This window comes from Candidatus Poribacteria bacterium, from assembly GCA_009839745.1.
Taxonomy (GTDB): domain Bacteria; phylum Poribacteria; class WGA-4E; order WGA-4E; family WGA-3G; genus WGA-3G.
This window is the reverse complement of sequence record VXPE01000041.1, coordinates 1-21,376: the sequence shown is the minus strand read 5'-3', so window position 1 is coordinate 21,376 and position 21,376 is coordinate 1. Positions and strand designations below refer to the sequence as shown.

Annotated in this window: 16 protein-coding genes, 1 tRNA gene and 1 rRNA gene; 6 read left to right on the top strand and 12 right to left on the bottom strand. The window is 49.3% G+C overall.

The window, feature by feature from the left end:
- Positions 1-92 precede the first annotated feature (92 nt).
- The 3 genes from rsmB to thiD all read left to right on the top strand — a co-directional run bounded on the left by rsmB (position 93) and on the right by thiD (position 3,089).
- Complete coding sequence (gene rsmB / locus F4X88_06200) at positions 93-1,481, top strand: 16S rRNA (cytosine(967)-C(5))-methyltransferase RsmB (protein ID MYA55864.1); 1,389 nt, start codon at positions 93-95, stop codon at positions 1,479-1,481.
- Positions 1,482-2,096: a thiamine phosphate synthase gene (gene thiE / locus F4X88_06195; protein MYA55863.1), complete on the top strand. Its 615-nt coding sequence runs from the start codon at positions 1,482-1,484 to the stop codon at positions 2,094-2,096. It begins immediately after the preceding gene.
- Positions 2,097-2,303: 207 nt separating this feature from the next.
- A complete protein-coding gene (gene thiD / locus F4X88_06190; GenBank protein MYA55862.1) occupies positions 2,304-3,089 on the top strand; it encodes a bifunctional hydroxymethylpyrimidine kinase/phosphomethylpyrimidine kinase in 786 nt (261 codons plus the stop codon).
- Between the two features lie 24 nt (positions 3,090-3,113).
- Here thiD and F4X88_06185 read toward each other — a convergent pair whose 3' ends face one another.
- The gene (locus tag F4X88_06185) at positions 3,114-3,494 is read right to left on the bottom strand and encodes a DUF2203 family protein (protein ID MYA55861.1); all 381 of its coding nucleotides are present in this window, start codon (positions 3,492-3,494) and stop codon (positions 3,114-3,116) included.
- 179 nt (positions 3,495-3,673) lie between these two features.
- Between F4X88_06185 and murJ the strand changes: the two genes are divergently transcribed.
- From murJ to F4X88_06170, 3 genes are all read left to right on the top strand, one after another.
- Positions 3,674-5,305, top strand: a complete 1,632-nt coding sequence (murJ, locus tag F4X88_06180) for a murein biosynthesis integral membrane protein MurJ (protein ID MYA55860.1) — start codon at positions 3,674-3,676, stop codon at positions 5,303-5,305.
- A 55-nt stretch (positions 5,306-5,360) separates the two neighbouring features.
- Positions 5,361-6,140 carry an imidazole glycerol phosphate synthase subunit HisF gene (hisF, locus tag F4X88_06175; protein ID MYA55859.1) on the top strand — a complete coding sequence of 260 codons (780 nt, stop codon included), beginning with the start codon at positions 5,361-5,363 and terminating at the stop codon, positions 6,138-6,140.
- A 168-nt stretch (positions 6,141-6,308) separates the two neighbouring features.
- Positions 6,309-7,223, top strand: coding sequence for an aminotransferase IV (locus tag F4X88_06170; protein ID MYA55858.1), 915 nt, complete (start codon positions 6,309-6,311; stop codon positions 7,221-7,223).
- 51 nt (positions 7,224-7,274) lie between these two features.
- Here the strand turns inward: F4X88_06170 and F4X88_06165 are convergent, their stop codons facing one another.
- The 11 genes from F4X88_06165 to F4X88_06115 all read right to left on the bottom strand — a co-directional run bounded on the left by F4X88_06165 (position 7,275) and on the right by F4X88_06115 (position 20,822).
- Positions 7,275-8,675, bottom strand: coding sequence for an ABC transporter permease subunit (locus F4X88_06165; protein MYA55857.1), 1,401 nt, complete (start codon positions 8,673-8,675; stop codon positions 7,275-7,277).
- 128 nt (positions 8,676-8,803) lie between these two features.
- The gene (locus tag F4X88_06160) at positions 8,804-10,321 is read right to left on the bottom strand and encodes an ABC transporter permease subunit (protein ID MYA55856.1); all 1,518 of its coding nucleotides are present in this window, start codon (positions 10,319-10,321) and stop codon (positions 8,804-8,806) included.
- A gap of 6 nt (positions 10,322-10,327) precedes the next feature.
- Complete coding sequence (locus tag F4X88_06155; protein MYA55855.1) at positions 10,328-11,767, bottom strand: ABC transporter permease subunit; 1,440 nt, start codon at positions 11,765-11,767, stop codon at positions 10,328-10,330.
- 158 nt (positions 11,768-11,925) lie between these two features.
- A complete protein-coding gene (locus F4X88_06150; protein MYA55854.1) occupies positions 11,926-13,452 on the bottom strand; it encodes an ABC transporter permease subunit in 1,527 nt (508 codons plus the stop codon).
- Between the two features lie 212 nt (positions 13,453-13,664).
- A tRNA-Ile gene (locus F4X88_06145) sits at positions 13,665-13,741 on the bottom strand.
- A 262-nt stretch (positions 13,742-14,003) separates the two neighbouring features.
- A 16S ribosomal RNA gene (locus F4X88_06140) occupies positions 14,004-15,556 on the bottom strand.
- A gap of 369 nt (positions 15,557-15,925) precedes the next feature.
- Positions 15,926-16,711 carry a polysaccharide deacetylase family protein gene (locus F4X88_06135; protein MYA55853.1) on the bottom strand — a complete coding sequence of 262 codons (786 nt, stop codon included), beginning with the start codon at positions 16,709-16,711 and terminating at the stop codon, positions 15,926-15,928.
- Positions 16,712-16,791: 80 nt separating this feature from the next.
- On the bottom strand, positions 16,792-17,073 hold the full coding sequence (locus F4X88_06130) for a MoaD/ThiS family protein (GenBank protein ID MYA55852.1): 282 nt from the start codon (positions 17,071-17,073) through the stop codon (positions 16,792-16,794).
- 80 nt (positions 17,074-17,153) lie between these two features.
- Positions 17,154-19,409 (bottom strand): xanthine dehydrogenase family protein molybdopterin-binding subunit, encoded by a 2,256-nt coding sequence (locus F4X88_06125; GenBank protein ID MYA55851.1) that lies wholly within the window; start codon positions 19,407-19,409, stop codon positions 17,154-17,156.
- A gap of 42 nt (positions 19,410-19,451) precedes the next feature.
- Positions 19,452-19,928, bottom strand: coding sequence for a (2Fe-2S)-binding protein (locus F4X88_06120; protein ID MYA55850.1), 477 nt, complete (start codon positions 19,926-19,928; stop codon positions 19,452-19,454).
- A gap of 21 nt (positions 19,929-19,949) precedes the next feature.
- Positions 19,950-20,822, bottom strand: a complete 873-nt coding sequence (locus F4X88_06115; GenBank protein ID MYA55849.1) for a xanthine dehydrogenase family protein subunit M — start codon at positions 20,820-20,822, stop codon at positions 19,950-19,952.
- Positions 20,823-21,376 lie beyond the last annotated feature (554 nt).

The following is a 21,376-nucleotide window of genomic DNA, read 5'->3' as shown; positions in this document are numbered from 1 at the left end:
TTTGGCTTTCTGTTAGAAGAATTGCCGTCGAAACAAAGGAGACTCGCGAGGCATCGGGACAGTGGGCCCAGTACCTCGCGTTATTGCGAGATATGAACGCGCGCAGAGTCGCCTTAGAATGCCTATTGACCCTTTCGCACAGCAGTGCGTCAATAGCATCCGTTGTTGACAGTGCCTTCGGACGGAGACCCACAATTGATGGGCGAGAACGCCGATTGGTAAACGGACTCGTCTACGGCGTTATTCGGTGGCAGAAGCAGCTGGACTGGGTGCTTGATCGGTTTATCAATCCCAAATTTCAGTTAGACGGGAGACGTCGTAATATCCTACGACTCGGCGCGTTCCAACTGTTACACCTCGATGGGATACCCGCACATGCAGCGATCTTTGAAACCGTTCAACTCGCGACGTCCCGCCAACGTAAATCTTCAGGGGACCGGAAGACCGCGGGGTTTATCAATGCAGTGCTCCGCTCCATCCAACGCGAAGGCGCAAGCATTGCCTATCCATCCCTCAGTACAAACCCGACTGAACATATTGCGTTCTCGTTGTCCTACCCAACATGGTTAGTAAAGCGATGGCTTCAAACGCGCGGCGTTTCATGGACGCTGGCGTTCTGTCGTGCAAGCAACCAAACCGCACCACTCGCGTTCCGCGTAAATACCCTCCTGACCCAACGCGAAGAAGTTTGCCAATTTTTGGAAATGAAAGGTTTACCTGCCTCCCTTTCCAAAATCGCACCTGACGGGATAACACTCAAAAACCGCACGATCACCAATTTCGACACGACTGGCGAACTAACATTAAAGGACATCCTTAACCGAAAAGATATCTATGTCCAAGATGAGAGTGCTATGTTAGTGGCACCTCTACTCTCACCGGAGGAAGCGGGATTTATAGTAGACTTGTGCGCTGCACCGGGTGGGAAGACAACGCATTTGGCGCATCTCATGAGGAATACCGGAAAAATTATCGCCGTGGATACCTCAGCAGAAAAAATAGCGTTGTTGCAAAAGAACTGCCGACGCGTCAATGCCCACAACGTTGAGACCTGTGTAATGGATGCGACGAAAGCCGACCTTGCGTTTATCAAAACCGCGGATGCTGTACTTATTGATGCCCCCTGTTCGGGATTCGGAACACTTCGGCGACATCCTGACATCCGATGGAACAAGACGCTCAAACAGGTTCATGCGCTTCGTGAGGTACAATATAACCTCCTGAAGAACGCAGCACCACATATCAAACCGGGAGGTATTCTCGTCTACAGTACATGTAGCATAGAGCCGATGGAAAACGAGGAAGTTATCCAACGATTTTTGACAGATTTTCCAATGTATAGGGTGGAAAACGCACGACGTTTCCTGCCCGCTGTTCCGCTGAGTGCGATAACACCACAAGGTTTTGTCCAAACGTTTCCACACGAACACGGGGTTGACGGCGCGTTCGCGGCACGTCTCCGACAGGTTCCGATAAAATAAATGATCGACTTTAATCTGTACGCCATTACCGACAGACACCGATGTGCCCCGACTCCATTAGTGGATATTATCTCGGAACTGCTGGATGTAGGTGTGGAAGGCCTTCAGCTGCGTGAAAAGGATTTAAGTGATACCGCGTTGATGAAGTTGGCACAGCCGATAGCGGCGTTGTGTCAAAATTACGATGCAAAACTTTTCATAAACACACATATAAACGTCGCACGGGATGTCGGTGCCGCGGGGGTTCATCTCCCAGCGAAGGCAGAATCGGTAGGTTCCGTAAAGGAAACCGAGACGGGTGATAATTTCTATATTGGGTGTTCGGTGCACTCTCTTGATACGGCAAAAAGACGGGAAGTCGAAGGGGCTGATTTTCTGACCTACAGTCCTATCTATCCGACAGCAAGCAAACCGGGATACGGTCCTGCAGTCGGCGCAGCGAGCCTCACTGAGGTGGTTGAAGGTGTGAAACTGCCGGTCTTCGCATTGGGAGGTATTACGCCTGACCGAGTGCAGGAATGTTTAGCTGCGGGTGCTTTCGGGGTAGCTGTGATGTCAGGTATTATGTCCTCCAAAGGTGCGGGCATACAAGCGAAACGCTATCTTGATTTTTAATTTATGGCTCTTGGGCTGCTGCGTCCGTTATCCTTGCAGTATTCCAAAGCACATAATTAGAAAATATGGCTCTTGGGCTGCTGCGTCCGTTATCCTTGCAGTATTCCAATTGTTAGAAACCCTTTCATCAGTTAGAGAGGGTTGGAATCAACTGAAAACCCTCGTGAAATGTAATGGAACGAGGCCCAGAAGCACATAATTAAAAAAATGAAACAGATTTTAACGATTGCAGGTTCAGATTCAGGTGGAGGGGCAGGCATACAAGCGGACATCAAGGCGATCTCGGCGAATGGCGGCTTCGCTATGTCCGCGATTACCTCCGTTACAGCACAGAATACCGTCGCGGTCACAGACGCTTTCGATTTGCCTATTTCACTGATTGAAGCGCAGTTAGACGCGGTTTTCACGGATTTCGAGGTCGCCAGTGTCAAAACAGGAATGCTCTCTGCGTCAGCGATTGTTGAGGCGGTTGCGGGGAAATTGAGAGAATATACACCACCAGCCATTGTTGTAGACCCCGTGATGATCTCCAAAAGCAAATTTCCACTCTTAAAAGAGGAGGCAATTGATAGCCTCAAAACAGCGTTGATTCCGCTTGCGACAGTGATTACACCCAACGTTTACGAGGCGGAACTCCTCGCGCAACAGGACATCCAAAACATAGAGGATGCCAAAAGTGCCGCAAAAGCGATCGCGGCACTCGGCTGTCATGCTGTCCTTGTCAAAGGCGGACATCTTATCGGAAACAAAGCAACCGATGTGCTTTACTGCGATGGTCAATGGCGTTTTTTTGAGGCAGAACGGGTCGAGACAGAAAACACGCACGGGACAGGTTGCACCTACTCGGCGGCAATCGCGACGCAACTTGCACACGGAAAAAATTTGGGCGAGGCTATCAACACAGCAAAGGCGTATATTACCGGTGCCATCCAACACGCTTTGGATATCGGATCCGGACACGGTCCGACAAATCACTTCTTCAGGTCGTCGTAGGGGCAAGGTCCCCTCGCCCTACTGCTACAACGGCTGTCGTCCTTCAAATCCGTCCTCAATTTCATGCCAGTAGCGGATCTCCTTTTCACCCATCCGCCAACAGAGGTAGACCTCTTTGCCGTTGCGGAGGTGCGGGAAATCGACCAATCCTGGGTCAAGTCCTTTTAGATGACATCCGCGTGCCGCAATCCGATCCAGAATTTCTTGAAAGCGTTGCGTTGCATTGAGTAGGGCGGGTGTATGCTGACTCCCACCGTTGGAGGAAACGACCTCCAAGAGCGGAGTAATTTCTGCGTGGAGTGCTGAAAGTTGCGCTCTTATTGCTCTTAACAGTGAAATTTCATTGACTAACTCAGGGATGCATTGATTTGCCTCTTCAAGCGTAAAATATCGCTTTTCCTGCATCTTTTTGTTCTCCTTATGCTTGTAGTGAAGAATGTGTGTTAAATTTCTGTTGGCACTGCTCTAAACTTTACACCGAAACGGAAGCGATGTCAAGGATAAGTGGTTGTTAGTCTTCGGTTAAGAGGTTTTCGTTTAAAGACCCTTCCCTCTGATAACTGAAAACTGATAACCGATATAAAATGGAAAACGAAACGAACTCCACAGTGCAAGAGAATCAAAAGGTCACTCGTGCGGTGGGAATTGTCAGCATTGCTGTGATGGTATCCCGGATATTAGGTCTCGCCCGCGAAACGGCGATAGGTTACTACTTCCCTGCTAAAACCAGCGCGGACCCTTTTTATCTTGCCTTCCGTATACCGAACTTTCTACGCGATATGTTCGGTGAAGGGATTTTGAGTAAGGCATTTATTACCACATTCCTTGCGACAGAAGCTGAAGACGGCGAAGAAGCTGCATGGAATCTTACGAACCACATCTTTAACTTAACGTTCCTCGTTTTAATTGGTATCACGGCACTCGGTATCATCTTCGCTCCAGTTCTTGTCGATGTGTTGGCACGAGACAACTTTGATAGAAATTTAGACGCCCTTGAACATTTCGGATTTGACAGCAAGATTGAACTGGCAATTTATCTCACGCAATTGATGTTTCCGTATCTACTCTTTGTGTCATTTGCGGCAATTGCTATGGGATTATTGAATAGCAAGGGACGATTCGGTATCCCAGCCTGTGCGTCCACCTTCTTTAACGTCAGCTCCCTCGCTGTCGGAGTAGGCGGTTACTATCTGTGTCCACTGGTGGATATTCACCCGGTAACCGGCATGGCTATGGGGGTAATTGTCGGCGGCATCGCCCAATTCCTCATTCAGGTGCCGTCCATGTATCGGGTCGGGTTTCGGTATCGTCCGCTGCTGAGCCTGCGAGATCCGAGGGTACTCCAAGTTGTTCACCTCATCGGACCTGCTGTGTTAGGGGTCGCGGTGGTGCAGGTGAATCTACTGACGAACACCTTCTTTATTACTTCAGATTCTGGATGGTTGACTTGGATCAGTCGGGCGTATCGCATCATGCATCTTCCCATCGGGATATTCGGCGTTGCGATTTCAACGGTAGCACTGCCGCAACTCGCGAGATTTGTAACAGCAGGGGAGACAGAGAATTTTCGCACTGCACTCTCTCATGCACTCCGCTTAATGCTTGTTCTGACGATTCCTGCTGGAGTCGGACTCATGATATTGTCAGCACCGATCTGCCGTTTGCTTTACGAATGGGGTGCAACTGTTGAAGAGGACACAATCGAAACAGCGGGGATCCTGTTCGTTTATGCCTTCGGTCTATGCGGATTTTCGACCCTTAAGATTGTTACAGATGGGTTCTATGCCCACAAGGATATTCGCGCACCCGTTATTGTTGGCATTTGTGCCGTTGTGCTTAATATCTGTCTCAACTACCTGTTTATCTATCGTGAACTCTTCTTGGATCCGCGTGCTGTGGTATTTTCAACGGTTTTGACAGTGACGTTGAACTGTGGGGTCTTACTGCTACTGCTCCGCCGCAAGGTTGGACGGTTGGGGCTTCGAGCACTCGCCGCACTGATGCTCAAAATTTTAATCGCTTCAGCGGTGATGGGGATAGTTTGCTGGCTGACAAACAGCGTCATTGAGAAAGATTGGCTCGGAACGGTAGGCATCATTCCACGCACCGTTGGGGTGTTTGCCCCGATAGGATTAAGTCTGCTGGCACTTGCAGGAATGTATAAGTTTCTGAAGATCTCGGAATTTGACGATATTTTTAATATTTTTAACTATTAACACGGAACGCCAAAGTTCAAATCAACAATATTTAATCGCAAGGAATAATTGAAAGATGCTTACGAAACGGATAATTCCATGTTTAGACGTGCGCGCAGGAAAGGTCACCAAAGGCATTGCCTTCAAAGGCAATGTGGATGTCGGTGACCCGGTTGAGATGGCGCGGTTCTATTACGAAGGCGGTGCCGATGAACTCGTCTTTTACGACATAACGGCGAGCAACGAACGACGCGATATAATGATTGATGTCGTTTCCGCAGTCGCCGCCGAAATTTTTATCCCATTTTCTGTCGGGGGTGGGTTACGCACACTTGAGGATATGCGCCGCGTCCTACTTGCAGGTGCAGAAAAAGTCAGCATAGACTCCGGTGCCGTGCGGAACCCTCAACTCATTGTGGAGGGAGCGCAGGCGTTCGGGAGTCAATGCGTCGTCCTGAGCATGCAGGTGAAACGGGTCCCGAAAAGCAAGCAAATTCCAAGCGGCTATGAAATTTTCATAGACGGTGGGAGAACGCCGGTCGGTTGGGATGCGCTGGAATGGTCGGCGCGTGGGATCGATTTAGGTGCGGGTGAAATTGTGGTCAATAGCATCGACGCTGATGGCACGAAAGCCGGGTATGAACTCGAATTAACGGGTGCTATTGCGGATCTCGTGCCGGTGCCGGTCATCGCCTCTGGCGGTGCGGGAAACCCCCAGCACTTGCGGGATGTCTTTGTCGAAAGCAACGCCGATGCCGCGATTGTCGCTTCTATTACACACTACGGCGAATTTACGATTGAAAACATTAAAACCTATCTGACAGATGAAGGGGTAAGCGTCCGAGATACATGGTAAAAGTGTATGATTGTGAATAGGCATCTCACGCACATAAGAAACCTGAAACATGCCGTATTCAAAATTAGTACCAAGCGCGTCGTCTGGAACGTAGTGGAAGACGGATTTACGAACAGTCAGGTTAAAACCCCCAACTTACCTGACCGAACCGCAAGGAAAAATTTAAAAATGGAACCTAAATTACCTGATTCAAGAAATGAAAACATTTTAATCCACGTTAACGGTGAATTGTTGCCCCGTGAAGACGCGAAAATCTCTGTGTTCGACAGTCTCGTTCAAGGTGGCGATGGCGTATGGGAGGGGTTGCGTGTCTATAACGGAAAAATTTTTGCACTGGATCCACATCTGGATCGACTCATAGACTCCGCACACGCTATGGCGTTCGCTGGCATTCCGACACGCGATGCGATCAAAACAGCGATCTTTGAGACGCTTGAAGCCAATGGTATGCGGGACGGTGTTCATATCCGTCTAACGCTCAGTCGCGGGAAAAAAGTCACCTCCAGTATGGACGCACGCGTCAACCAGTACGGGACGACCTTAATCGTGCTTGCGGAGTGGAAGCCACCCATCTACGCGAAGAGCGGTATCCGTTTAATCACCTCAGCGATCCGCCGGAATCCACCGCAGTGCGTTGACTCTAAGATCCATCACAACAACCTGATTAACAACATCCTTGCAAAGATTGAGGCGAACGTCGCTGGTGTGGATGATGCGATCATGCTCGACATCTTCGGTTACGTTTCAGAGACGAACGCGACGAACATCTTTCTTATAAAGCGTGGGGAGGTACTGACACCGCACGCCGATAGTTGCCTACCAGGGATCACGCGAGGCACGGTCATTCGGATCGCTCGTGAGGCGGGTATCCCCCTGACGGAACGAAATGTTTCGTTGACGGAGGTCTACACAGCGGACGAAGTCTTCACGACGGGTACTGTCGGTGAGTTGAGTCCTGTTTTAGAGGTCGATGGCAGAAAGATCGGGGACGAAGGAATCCGCCCTGTTACGACTCGACTACAGGCACTTTACGCAGAACTGACTGCTAACGAAGGTGAACCGTTGCCTTTAGACACGGTTTGAGAAAAAGTTGGAAAAGTGGAGAACAGGCAGCATCCAGTCCCTATCCCCGATTCAAATCTCAAGTCGCACAAAGGCGAGATACGCACCAGCTAACAAAACAACGACAAACAGCGTTAATAACAACAGGTCCATCGCCGCTGCGTTGAAATCTTTACTCAGGCTCAGCGCGTCTTCAAATATCGGCACCGCATCTGGATTGACAGGCTTTTGGGACATACCTTCACGAACACCAATCAGATGAAGACTTTCTGGATCGGCATTATCGGTGTCAATAACGAATTCGCGGTATTCGCGAGCGTAGTGCTGCGCATTCTCTAAGAACTGCAGATGTCGCTCAAAACCGGTTCCAGCGAAGGATTCAAGGAGATGCTGAAGAATCGCAGTCGGCGAAATACGAGTAATGGAACGTGCCTGTTGAACTTGTGCAACCTGCTCGTTTAAGCGTTTCTCAATCAAGCGTTCCTGCTCCGCTGCTTCTTGTGTGACATACTTGCTTGCCGCTTGCAAAGTCTCTGATTTAGATCTGCCCAATACGCGCCAGTATTGCTCTAAGTGCTTGTCATTAATCCGATTTTGGTGTACCCGAAGTTCATCGTAGGACATTGGAGAGGAGAAGCCGCTGGTAATCAGGGCAAGGATACTGGGCGTAAAAATCACAAAGGTGACCCACATTAACAGAAGTATCATTAGACTCACCGCACTGCGCTGCACACGCGTAGACACGAGCAACCCTAACGCAAGAAATAGACTTGTGTATAGGAGTGCAACAAAGCAAACGATACCTGAACGAACCCATACATCCGCACCGAGGTGAACAGCACTTGACGTGGAAATCACTGAAAGATTTATCAACACAGCAAATGCAAACGATATACTAATGCTTACCAATGCCCCTAAAAACTTGCCGATCAGTACAGTGTGGCGCGGCACCGAATTCGCTAACATCAACCGAAGTGTGCCGCGTTCACGTTCTCCCGCAATGGCATCGAACGTAAACAGGAGAGCAATCAAGCTCAAAACGTAACCAATCACAAATGCCCAATCTATTTTTGTAACGTCCGGGCGAATATTGGTCAGATTTGGGGTTGCAGATGGATACCTCATCTGCCAGAAACTCTTTAGACCCTCGTTTTCCCAAAAGTAGTGATCTGACTGAACAGCACCTGACAAAAAAGGATCACCACCTTCGGCACAGAAATGAAGTGGAGATGGTTTTTTGTAAAGTTTTCCGGGTCCCTTCCGTGCCAGTTCATACAGGCTGTCTGCCCGTGTTTCTAAAGCATTACGCGCATCTGTGACAGTCGTCAGATACCGCTGTATTCTCGCGGGTTGTTCTCGGAGATGCACAACAGCATTGGTTAGCATCAAGCCGAACAGCAGGACTGTTGCGAGCGCGAATCGGAGGCTATTTAGATTATCATAGAGTTCTCGTTTTGCGATATACCAAATCATTTTTGGTTCTCGGTTGTCAGTAAGAATAGTTGTCGGTCTTCAATCGTCAGTTATCAGTTAAAAGAGGGTTTTGGCTTAATCAAACATCTCTTTAACTGACTGCTGATGGCTGAAATCCGACAGCCCTTCTACACCTCACTTTTAACAAAAATCAGAAATATTATTGTGAACAAGACAAGGTTGATTGTTAGAAGTAGGAACAGCTCTGGTAAGGCCCGTTTTGCATTTATGCCTATATCAGTTCTTTGAAAAGAGAACTGAGGCAGTCCGTCCCAGTCCACCTGAGTCTTGTCTCCGGCAAACCACTCTCGGGATCTGAATGCCTTTTTATCGTATAAATAGGCAATCACCGTCTGTCGGTATTGCCGAGCTTCGTCGAAAAAGTCTTGAATACCCTTCAAATCGGTCCCTGCCCACGCCTGGGTTGCGAGATCATATATCCCAACAGGCGAAAGCCTCAACAATATTCTATCAACGAATGCTGGACGTACGAAAATGTCCTCCAATGCCTGCTTTCGGATAAGCCACGTTTGGTCAGCTGTATCAATAATGCGAGGTTCGAGAAAACCGTAGTAATTTTGGGCGTATGGTACTTTATGGAGGTATTTGTCATAAAATTCGTTATAGAATGTAACACTCCAATAATAATACAATAAGGTCAATCGATTCTCTGTAAATCCAGCACCACCTCCCCATCCACTGGGTCCGTCCATATTAAACATTGGGTCATCTCCTTGAACAGGATCGTTAGCGAGGAAGTTTTTTCGTTCTCTGTCAAATTCTTCATATAGCTGCTTTATTTCATTGAGAGCAGATGCCCCGCGTGCCTCCGAGGTTTCTTGCGGAACAATCGTGGCAAGAATCAGATTCGGATAGACCAATACCAAGAATCCCCAAACAAACATTGACAGCATCAGTGCGGTGCTGCTACGGCGTGTTACCGCTGAAATCAGTAGCCCTATGAGGTAAAACACTGAGAGATACACAAGCGATGACAGAACGATCCCACCCATGCGGAGAAAATCATCGGTGTTCAAGAAAATTGAAGCGGATGTTGTTATCAAAATTACTGTGAGCAGCAGACTCATCAATAATGGAACAAGCAAGCAGAGCATCGCACTGATATATTTCGCAAGCAGGATATACCCGCGTCGGATAGGATGCGTCAAAACAAGTCGTAAGGTGCCATTTTCGTGTTCTCCGGCAAGGGCATCGTAAGCGAATATAAGCGCGAGTAGACTAAGGACTACCTCAAAAATAAAAACGATATCAATTGAAGAAAAAATATTGAGAAACGAATTATCCGAACTGTCCATTTCGGCATCCCACAGTGACGGAACAAACCAATGCGATACCAGAATTCTGTTACCCAGCCGCTTATCCAACCCAACATTGAACAGGCTCAAGGGATTTGGTGGTCGATCGACATATAATTTCGCCAGCCCAGGCGAATAGATTGGTCTCTTACGTAATAGTTGTCGATGCGATTCGACGGATGTGTTGTAACTCTCCAACCGACGCTCGTAATCTTGGATGAGCACCCCGGTGACAGCAACAACAAGCAGCAACATAATGAAAACCGCTGCAGCAAATCGGAATGTCATGAGATTATCGAGGAGTTCTCGACGGATCAGTGTTAACAGCATTTTGCATCACACCTCAACACGCACAAAGGCGAGATACGCACTCGACAGAAGCATCACAACGAACAACGCCAACAGCAGTATCTCTATTGCTCTGGCATTGAGGTCTTTACTGAGGCTGAGTGTGTCTTCAAACCTCGGAACTCCTGCGGAACTGACAGGCTTCTGTGACATGCCTTCACGAACACCTATGATATGAAGGCTTTTAGGGTCCCCTCTATCGGTGTCAACGATGAATTCACGGAATTGTCGGGCGTAACGTTGTGTATTCTCCACAAATTGCAAATGTCGGTCAAACCCCGTTCCAGCAAACGCCTCAATAAGGTGCTGCAACAGTGTGGCGGGTGAGATACTGGTGATGGCGCGGGCGCGGTGTACCTGAGAACTCCGGTACTTTAATCGTTCTCCCTGCCAGCGTTCTGATTTTTCAACATGGTCGATGTAAAAGCCACTTTTTGCTCTCAGCGTCTCTTCGTCGGATTCCTCCGACCAGAGCCGATCCCCGTATTTATCCCATAAATCCTCTTGCGCTGGGTTCCGCTGCTGCCAAAATTCATCAAAAGAGACGGCAGGTGAGAAACTACTTGCGATTGAAGCGAGGGTACTGGGCATAAAAACGACAAAGGTTACCCACGTCAAAAGGAGTATCATCAAACTCACCGCGCTCCGTTGCACACGCGTGGAGACCAACAACCCTAACGCCAAAAACAGACTCGTGTATAAAAGCGCGAGACAGAAAATGATACCTAAGCGTGCCCATGCGTCTGCCGTCAGGTGAACAGTATTTGCTGTAGAAATCAGTAAGAGGTTCACCAACACAGCAAGTATAAACGGGATGCTAACACTGAGCAATGCCCCTAAGAACTTACCGATAAGGACAGTGTGTCGGGGAATTGAATTTGCTAACATCAATCGGAGTGTGCCACGCTCGCGTTCGCCAGAGATGGTGTCAAAAGTGAATAAGAGTGCCAGCAAACTTAAGACGTAACCGATGATGAACCCCCAATCGACTTGTGAAACGTCGGGTCCAACGTCCTTGTTCTGGAGGTTGGCATCTGGATAGGACAGGGTCCAGATACCGTGGAGGACTACCTTCTCTTCGTATGAATCGGACGTGCCGATCGTCCCGAACACAACGGGTTTGTTCACTTCGACCATATCTGGTAAAATCGGTTCACTTCCATTTGCACAGAAGTGAAGCGGAGACGGCTTTTTGTAGAGATTCCCCGGTCCGTATTGTGCCAGTGTATAAAGACTCTCCTCGGCGCGAGTCGTTAAGTGATTCAAAGATTCAGCGACAGCCTCCCGATATCGCTGGACATGTTTCGGATGCTCTCGGAGATGCCTAACAGCATTGGTTACCATCAGTGCCAGCAACAACACTGTTGTTAGCGCGAATCGAAGGCTATTGAGGTTATCGTAGATTTCACGTTTTGCGATATGCCACATTTTTTTAATTTTCCTTGCGGTTCGTTCAGGGTTCCCGTAAAAAAAACGACTCTCCCCGTATATCCAGCCCACCCGTTGGGGGGCTTACGTTCGTTGGACAATCTCTTGGTTGTTGCAATCAATGGGGTTGCTGACCGCTGACTACTGTGACAGTCATTCTATACATCGCTCTTGATGAAAACGAGAAATATGATTGTGAATAGGATTAGATTCATGGTCAGCAGTAGGAATAAATCCGGTAATGCGCGTTTGGCGTTTATGTCTGTACTGTTTCGTTGAAACGAGAACTGTGGGAGCGCGTCCCAGTCGGCGGTGCCGTGGTCGGCAGCGAACCATTGTCTCGATTCAAATATCTTTTCGTCGTGGAAATAGTCGAGGACTGCGCGCCGGTAGTGTTGGACTGCGTTAAAAAAGTCTTGAACCCCCGCTAAGTCGGTGCCTGCCCAAGCCTCTGTTGCCGCATCATACAACCCAACCGGTGAAAACTTTAGTAGGATGCGACCGAGATTTGCGGGTTGGATGTAGATAGCTTCAAGCGCGGGTTTCCGGACCAACCACGTTTTGTTTACAGTATTGAGAGTCCCTCTATTGTAGAAACCGTAATAATCTTGGACGAGTGGTACCTGTGGCTCAGATTCTGATCCAATTTTTCCGGCATGGAATCCGGTTTGGTAGAAATAGAGTAATCTTGAAGGTTTGTCTACACGCGGTCCGAAGGTGAATTCAACGCCTTCCAAGTTAAATCCCCACCCTTCACCGTTACGCGATAGGGGACCTAAGACGGGGTCATTGCGGAGAAACTGCTTGCGTTCTCTCTCCCATTCTTCCCACCTCTGTTTGATTTGCTGATGGTCCGAGATATAGGCATCCGGTTGCGGTGTGGTTTCAACAGCGGTAAGAATCAGATTGGGATATACAAGCACTAAGAATCCCCAGACGAACATGCAAAGCATGAGTGCTGTGCTGGTTCGACGCGTCATCGCGGAGATACATAAGCCGATGAGGTAGAACAATGACAGATAAAGAAGCGATGTCAGGACAATTCCGCCGATACGAAGGAATTCATCCGTGTTCAAGGAGATCGCAGTGGATGTCGTCAGCAAGGTGATGGACAGGAGGAGGCTTATCAGCAGCGGCACAAGTAGGCAGAGCATCGCGCTGATGTATTTAGCGAATAGGATGTATCCACGCTGGACGGGATGTGTCAGGACGAGGCGTAACGTCCCCCGTTCACGTTCACCCGCGAGTGCATCGTAAGCGAAGATCAGCGCGAGGAGACTGAGGACCGCCTGAAAAATAGAGGCGATATCAATTGAAGTGAAGAGATTGAGAAATGGATTATCGGCACCGTGTTTCTCTGCATCCCAAATTGTCGGCACAAAGGCGTGGTATACGGTAATTTTGTTCCCGACCCGTTTATCCAACCCAAGATTGAAAATACTCAACGGGTTAGGTGCACGATGGACAATTAATTTCCCAATATAATAGGAATAGGTTTTTTGCCCACGCAATCTCTGGTGACTTTCCTGGGTAGCCGTGTTGTAAGCGGTTAGTCGCTGTTCATAGTCCTTGAGAAGCACGACGGTATTGGCGACCACAAGCAGCAACATAATAAAAACCGCTGCAGCGAATCGGAATGTCATGAGATTATCAAGAAGTTCTCGACGGATAAGTGTGAGTAGCATCGTGAGGTCTCCTCTCTACCAGTCTACCAGTTGATACTTTTTCGGCAAATGCAGAGCAAGATATGATACTGTTTCAAGAGAAATACAACCTGAGTCCACGGTACTAACCCATTATAACCGAATCGGCTTCTTCTGCTTCATTAAATTTGCTTTCTACTCATAACATGAGTAACGAGTTGCAGTTAGTGGGAAAAGAGGAGCGGAAAAAGAAGTGGTGGGCTTACCTGGAGTCGAACCAGGGACCTCGCGCTTATCAGGCGCGCGCTCTAACCGTCTGAGCTATAAGCCCACAAAAGGGATAGATGTTTACGAAAAACAGTTTCGCTTCCGTTTCTCAACAAGCACTATTAAGTATACACGCGAAAAGAGGATTTGTCAAATTAATTTGTTGAAATAGTGCTAAGGGAAATCGGAGGGGTGCGTATAGCAAAAGGCTTGCTGTAGGTTGTAGAAGATGTTCTTGAAAGTTAAACAGTTTTGGTGCGTGTCTTATAAGGTAAAGAGCGTAATGAACACAAGCACTGTGTGAGAGTCCTTATGTTAATGCTCCTTAGAAAGGAGGTGATCCAGCCGCAGGTTCCCCTACGGCTACCTTGTTACGACTTCGCCCCGGTCATCGGTTTCATTTTAGAAAGCTCCCTCCCGAAGGTTGGGTCACCTGCTTTGAATGCTACCAACTCCCATGGCGTGACGGGCGGTGTGTACAAGGGCCGGGAACGTATTCACCGCGACCTGCTGATTCGCGATTACTAGCGATTCCAACTTCATGCAGTCGAGTTGCAGACTGCAATCCGAACTGGGGTCGGCTTTTTGGGATTTGCTCCACCTCACGGTTTGGCGTCCCTCTGTACCGACCATTGTAGCACGTGTGCAGCCCAGGGCATAAGGGCCATGCGGACTTGACGTCATCCCCACCTTCCTCTGGCTCGTCACCAGCGGTCTCTTTAGAGTGCTCAGCATTACCTGATGGCAACTAAAGACAGGGGTTGCGCTCGTTGCGGGACTTAACCCAACATCTCACGACACGAGCTGACGACAGCCATGCAGCACCTGTCATAGTGTCCCGAAGGAAAACTATATTTCTACAGCGGTCACTGCGATGTCAAGCCCTGGATAAGGTTCTTCGCGTTGCTTCGAATTAAGCGACATGCTCCACCGCTTGTGCGGCCCCCCGTCAATTACCTTGAGTTTTAACCTTGCGGCCGTACTCCCCAGGCGGGGTACTTAATGCGTTAGCTACAGCACAGAGGGAATCAACACCCCCTACACTTAGTACCCATCGTTTACAGTAAGGACTAGCGGGGTATCTAATCCCGGTTGCTCCCCAAACTTTCGCGCATGAGCGTCAGTCTTAGACCAGAAAGCCGCCTTCGCCACGGGTGTTCTATATGATATCTAAGCATTCCACCGCTACACCATACATTCCACTTTCCTCTTCTAGACTCAAGTGAGGTAGTATCAAACGCAATGGCTCGGTTGAGCCGAACCCTTTCACGTCTGACTTACTCCACCGCCTGCGCGCGCTTTACGCCCAGTGATTCCGGACAACGCTTGCCCCCTACGTATTACCGCAGCTGCTGGCACGTAGTTAGCTGGGGCTTTCTACTACGGTAACGTCAAAAACGCTGCGTTATCAGCAACGCTCAATTCATCCCGTAACACAGAGGTTTACAACCCGAAGGCCTTCATCCCCCACGCGGCGTCGCATCGTCAGGGTTTCCCCCATTGCGAAATATTCTCGACTGCAGCCTCCCGTAGGAGTTTGGGCAGTGTCTCAGTCCCAATGTGGCTGATCATCCTCTCAGACCAGCTACCCATCGTTGCCTTGGTGAGCCGTTACCTCACCAACAAGCTAATAGGACGCGGGCTTATCTCCGAGCGGCAGCCGAAGCCACCTTTCATTCGGCCGACCGAAGTCAACCGAATCGTATTTGGTATTAGCAGTCTTTTCAGACTGTTATCCCCATCTCAGAGGCAAATTACCCACGCGTTACTCACCCGTTCGCCACTTTCCATCGAACCGAAGCTCGATTTCTCGTTCGGCTTGCATGCCTTATCCACGCCGCCAGCGTTCGTCCTGAGCCGGTATCATACTCTCCACAAAAGTATCGGAGTACATCTTCAAAAAATTGAAGCGCACTCACAAGTATCGAAGTACATCTCCGAAAAATCGGAGTGCACTCACAAGCTATTAATAGGCACGTCACGTTCACTATTTAACTTTCAAAGAACAAATTCACCTTTCTTGTCAAAAGGTAATGTTAATTATACACCCTAACGAAAGGTTTGTCAAATAAAATTGTAAAAAAAATGTATAATTTTGACCCGAAAAGTCCATTTTTATAAAATTTTATCTCTTTTTTCGATAAAAAATCTCTTTTTTCCATAAAAACGTCTCTTTTAGAGATCTTCGGCAGTTTTGCGTGATTTTTACGCGATTTCGCGCTTCGGACGCACCGCTTGTTCCATACACTTACCAATATGTTATGCTTTTCCCAAGCGTCTCTGATGCATCAACGTATTTCGTCAGATCGCGCAACGCAATAACTGTGCAGCCGCTGTCACGAAGATAATCCATGTAGGTCTTAAACAGTTCAGGTGAGACATCAACCCACGGGTGTTCAAGGGCAGGCACGCCGTGAAACGTCAGGACAGCGATTTTTCCGTCCTTTGCCTGTTCAACCGCCCAAACCAAATCCTCGAATCCGTAGTTTGGACCGGGAACACCTGTTGACGGAATGACCAGTGGATGATGGACATTCGGGTCGTAAACCGGTCCACGCCCACCTTCTGGATGAAATGGAAACTCGGGTCCAATGCCACGCCGCGCGAAACGATACCCTTTTTCTGTCAGCACTTCTAACGCTTCCGGTCCGCGACAATCCGCAGGATAGCCAAAGGTCTCAGGGATAGGAATACCGTATGCCTCGCATCGTTTATCGATGTGTATCAGGTCCGCCATCAGTTCTTCTTTCGATTGTGTAGTGACATGTTTATGATGACGGGTGTGGTTCCCTATCTCGAAACCGTCCTCGTGCAATTGACGGATCTCTTCCCATGTGACATAGTGCGCCTTGCTGTTGAGGAAATTGAGACCCTCAGTGATGAAAAATGTCGCCCCAAAACCGTAACGCTTCAACAGGGGTCCAGCATAGATATAATCTGATTTGTTACCGTCATCAAAGGTGAGGACAACCAACCTATCGGGGATGGGTTGCAGGGTTTCAACTTCAGATAATTCCTGATTTTCTTTTTTCATCACAATTTCTTCTTTCTGGAAAGATTGAGCTTCTCCTTATCCAGAGCAATTCAGTTTAAGGTTTCAAATGTTATAGAACTTTAGTGCGGTGGTTCTGCGACACCGCCGCCGATGGCAGGGAGGAAATGAATTTCTGCGTCCGCGTCAACGCGTTCGAGGAGGGATCCTCGAGACAGGAGACCGTTGATATATATGGCGATACCGGGCTTAAGACGGTCTTCTTCACATAACCGCGCTTTGATACCCGGATGACGACTTTCTAAATTATCAATCACTTCCCGGACAGTTGCACCGGGAAGCGTGATGTTCTCTTCGCCGCCTGTAAATTTACGCATGAGGGGAGGAATCACTACGGTTGGCATCTTTTAGTGGTTATCGGTTGTCGGTTATCAGTTAAGAGAGAAAGGCGCGCTTTTCAAGCGCGCCTCCCCGTATGTGAGTTTTAGATCTTGCCCATGGCTTTCAGAAGCCGATCAGGCGACATCGGGAGCTCTGTCATTCGAATGCCGATAGCATCGTAGATAGCATTGGCAATGGCAGCCATCGGTGGCACAATCGGTACTTCACCGACCCCACGCACACCATACGGATGACCCGGATTCGGGACTTCAACGATGACGGCATCAATCATAGGTAAATCTAAGCAGGTCGGCATCCGGTAATCGAGGAAACTGGCGTTGGTCATAGTGCCTTCGTCATTGTAGATGTATTCCTCATTCAATGCCCATCCGATACCTTGAACAGCACCACCCTGTATTTGCCCTTCAACGTAGCTCGGATGGATAGCTCTTCCTGCGTCCTGGACTGCGGTATAGCGGAGGATCTCGACCTTACCCGTCTCCTCGTCCACTGCTACATCTACAATGTGCGTTGCGTAGGCACCCCCTGCACCACCGGGATTCACTGTTCCACTACCTACCACCGGACCCCCGGTTTGACCGAGCCGTCCACAGAGGTCGCGGAAACTTATCTGCTCCTCTTTGCCGTTGATGCATGAAAATTCGCCATCTGCGAACTGCACGTTGTCTTCGTCAACTTCCCAGAGTTTCGCGGCGCGTGCAATCATTTTCCGCTTGACATCCTGTGCGGCTTCATAAGCGGCGTAACCGGTCGCGTAGGTTGTGCGGCTACCGCCCGTTACAGCGGTGTAACCGACAGAATTGGTATCAACAACACTTGGGTTGACCGATTCGGCGGGGATACCGAGGACTTCTGCCGCCTGCATGGCGATCGAAGCGCGCGTACCACCGATGTCTGTGGAACCTTCAATCAGGTTAATTGTGCCATCGGAGTTGACATTAATCGTCACGCTCGACTCCAAGCCGATATTGAACCAGTAACCCGAAGCGACCCCGCGTCCGTGGTGTTTCTTCCCATTCGGTGCGGTATAGTGGGGATGCGCTTTCGCGGTTTCAACTGTCTCAATACAGCCGATGCGAGGGTGGACGGGTCCATCTGCGCGTCGGTCGCCCTCTTTTGCGCCGTTGCGCAATCGGATCTCAAGTGGATCGATGCCGAGTTTCTCCGCGATTTCGTCAACAACTGACTCTGAACCGAAAGCGGCGTTTGGTGCCCCAGGGGCGCGATAGGGGGCGGTTTTCGGCTTATTGACAACGACATCGTAGCCGTCAATGATGACGTTTTCAATGTTGTAGGGTGCAAAGATACACATCGCACCGGGTCCAACGGGGGCACCGGGATACGCACCGGCTTCAAAAGCGAGATATGCTTCAGCGGCGGTTATCTTACCCTCTTTGGTCGCACCCATCTTGACGCGGACGTAGGAGGCAGGTGTCGGTCCTGTGCCTTCAAATACATCTGCACGGTTCATGAGCACCTTAACCGGTTTACCCGTTTTCTTCGCCAGCAACGCGGCGACCGGTTTGATGTAGACGCTAATCTTACCGCCAAAACCGCCGCCAATCTCCATCGGAACCACCTTAATTTTCGAAATGGGGTATTGGAGAATTTCGGCGACCTGTTCACGAACGGTAAACGCGCCCTGTGTGCTACACCATATCGTCAGTTGACCATCTTGGTTAAAGTGCGCCGTGGCGTTGTGGGGTTCAATATAACCTTGGTGAACAGTGCCTGTAACGAAATCACGTTCAACAACGATATCGGCTTCGGCGAACCCTTTTTCAGGATCACCCAACTGATGTTGGATATGACTTGCGACGTTGCTGGGTTCATCAGCCGTCTCGCCCATTGAGGTGGTTTTCAGGGTTTCGTGCAGGAGGGGGGCGTCCGCCTCCATTGCTTGGCGCACCTCTAAGACGGGTGGCAGCACCTCGTATTCGACATCAATGAGTGTACACGCCTCTTCTGCGATATGCGGGCTTGTCGCGGCGACAGCGGCAACGGCGTGTCCCTTGTATAGCACCTTATCGCTTGCCAAGATGTTGTCGCAGAGATACTTGAGATTGACCGCACCTTCGCCTAAGTCTGCGATTCTGTCCTCAGCGTCAGGCAAGTCTTGCGCGGTGGCAACGCCTTTAACACCGGGATACGCTTCGGCACGGCTGGTGTCAATCGATACGATTCGCGCGTGGGCGTGTGGGCTCCGCAGGACCCTCCCGTGCAGGAGTCCGGTCATTTGGAAATCTGCCCCGTAAAGTGCGCGACCGGTGACTTTGTCGACGCCGTCATGGCGGATGGGGCGGGTGCCGATGACTTTATATTCTTTCTTTTCAGTCATTACGCATATACCTCCGATTTATGAGATTGCGTTTGTATGAACTTAAGCAGAGGTTTCCTTAGCGGCATCCATCACCGCTTTGACGATTTTATCATAGCCGGTACAGCGACACAGGTTACCCGCTAACCAGTACCGAATTTCATGTTCGGTTGGATTCGGGTTGCTATCCAGGAGTGCCTTGGCACTCATAATAAAGCCGGGTGTGCAAATACCGCACTGGAGTGCGGCGTTTTCCAAGAATGCATCTTGGATCGGGTGCAGCTTGTCGGGTTCCGCGAGACCTTCTATGGTTTCTACAGATTTGCCTTCAGTTTCTACACCGAGGACGAGACATGAATTGACGAGTCTGCCGTCGAGGATGACACTGCAGGCACCGCAATTTCCGTTGTTGCATCCTTCTTTAGCACCCGTAAGATAGAGTTCATCCCTGAGAACTTCGAGCAGGCTTTGCCGGGATTCGCAGAGAAATTCTACTGTTTCGCCATTGATAGTGGTTTGAACGTGCGATTTTCTCGCCATAGTATGGTTCCTTTCATTTTTTTAGTCTCGGATTCTCTGGATTGCGCCGTTGAGTGCGCGTCGCGTCAGCACACCGACGAGGTGTGTCCGCTGCTCGGCAGTCCCGCGCATATCGCTAATCGGGCGTGCGATGGCTTGTGCAGCTTCTGCGGCATCATCAATCGCGGCATCAGAAACCTCGCGACCTGCGAGGAGCGCGCTGGCTTCCTCAGCAAAGAGCGGGGTGGGGGCGACGGCAGCGAGTGCGATACGTGCAGAGACGATTGTCTGTTTCGCGTCATCAAGTGTCACAGAAGCACCGGCACCGACGACAGCGATATCCATCTCATTCCGCGGGATGAACCGGAGATAGAAGGAGCTGGAATTGCTTGCGGGTGCTGGTATCTTTAGAGAGACGAGCATCTCGCCTTTTTCCAAAGCGGTTTGCCCGGGGGCTGTACAGAACTGTTCGACAGGTAGTTCACGCTCGCCGTTTGGACCGGCAATGACACAGATAGCACCGAGTACAATTAGCGGCGGTATGCAATCCGCAGCGGGTGAGGCGTTACATAGATTACCCCCAACGCCGGCGCGCCCTTGAATGGCGGTGCCACCGATAATTTTGGTTGCATCGATTAAACCCGGATAGGCATCGCAGATGGTATCAACGGCATAAATTTTATAACATTCGACTGCGGCACCGAGCGTTAAGCCGGTGTTCGCGCCGTAATCTAAGACGTTCACCTCTGGAATGGATTTGACATCAATCATTAAGCCGACGTCGCGACGTCCCTCTCGGACATTAACGATGAGGTCGGTCCCACCCGCCAAGATGCGAGCTTTTTCTCCGTTTTCATCAAGCAGTGCAACGGCTTCCGATAGCGTTTGCGCGGCAACATACGAAAAATCTTGCATGAACGGAATCTCCTTTCATCACTATTAAATGGAATTCATGAAGGGCTGAGGCGCGGAGACCCCGCCACAGAAATTGGTATTTATAAGACAGGTTTTAGAAATATTTATTTTAAACAGTAGTATAGCAAAAATTCGGTTTTAAGGCAAGTTTTTTATCTTTTATTAAGGGGTGGTATTTCGGCAATCAATGTATCCAAACTCATAAACTTAACTTGGATGCCGTTGTAATCGCTTGTGAAAGAACGATCTACATCATGGGCTACGACGAAGTTTTCACTATATAGTGCTACTATATGTCAAGTCCGTTTGCATATAATAGCAAGAGGCGTTCAGTTTTCAGCCATCAGCGGTTAAGATATTATACCATTTCTGATTGAAATTGTAGCATAAACTTTAGTTTGTGCATGCTTGTAGCATAGACTGGCGAATGCGCGTGTGGCATTCGCAAAGACTCTGTGCACTCAAGTGCGGTTAATGCGATATAAACTTTTAGAAATGGTTAGGACTTACGCAGTAGCGATTTATATCGCAGAGGATTTCAGTTGTTGACAAAG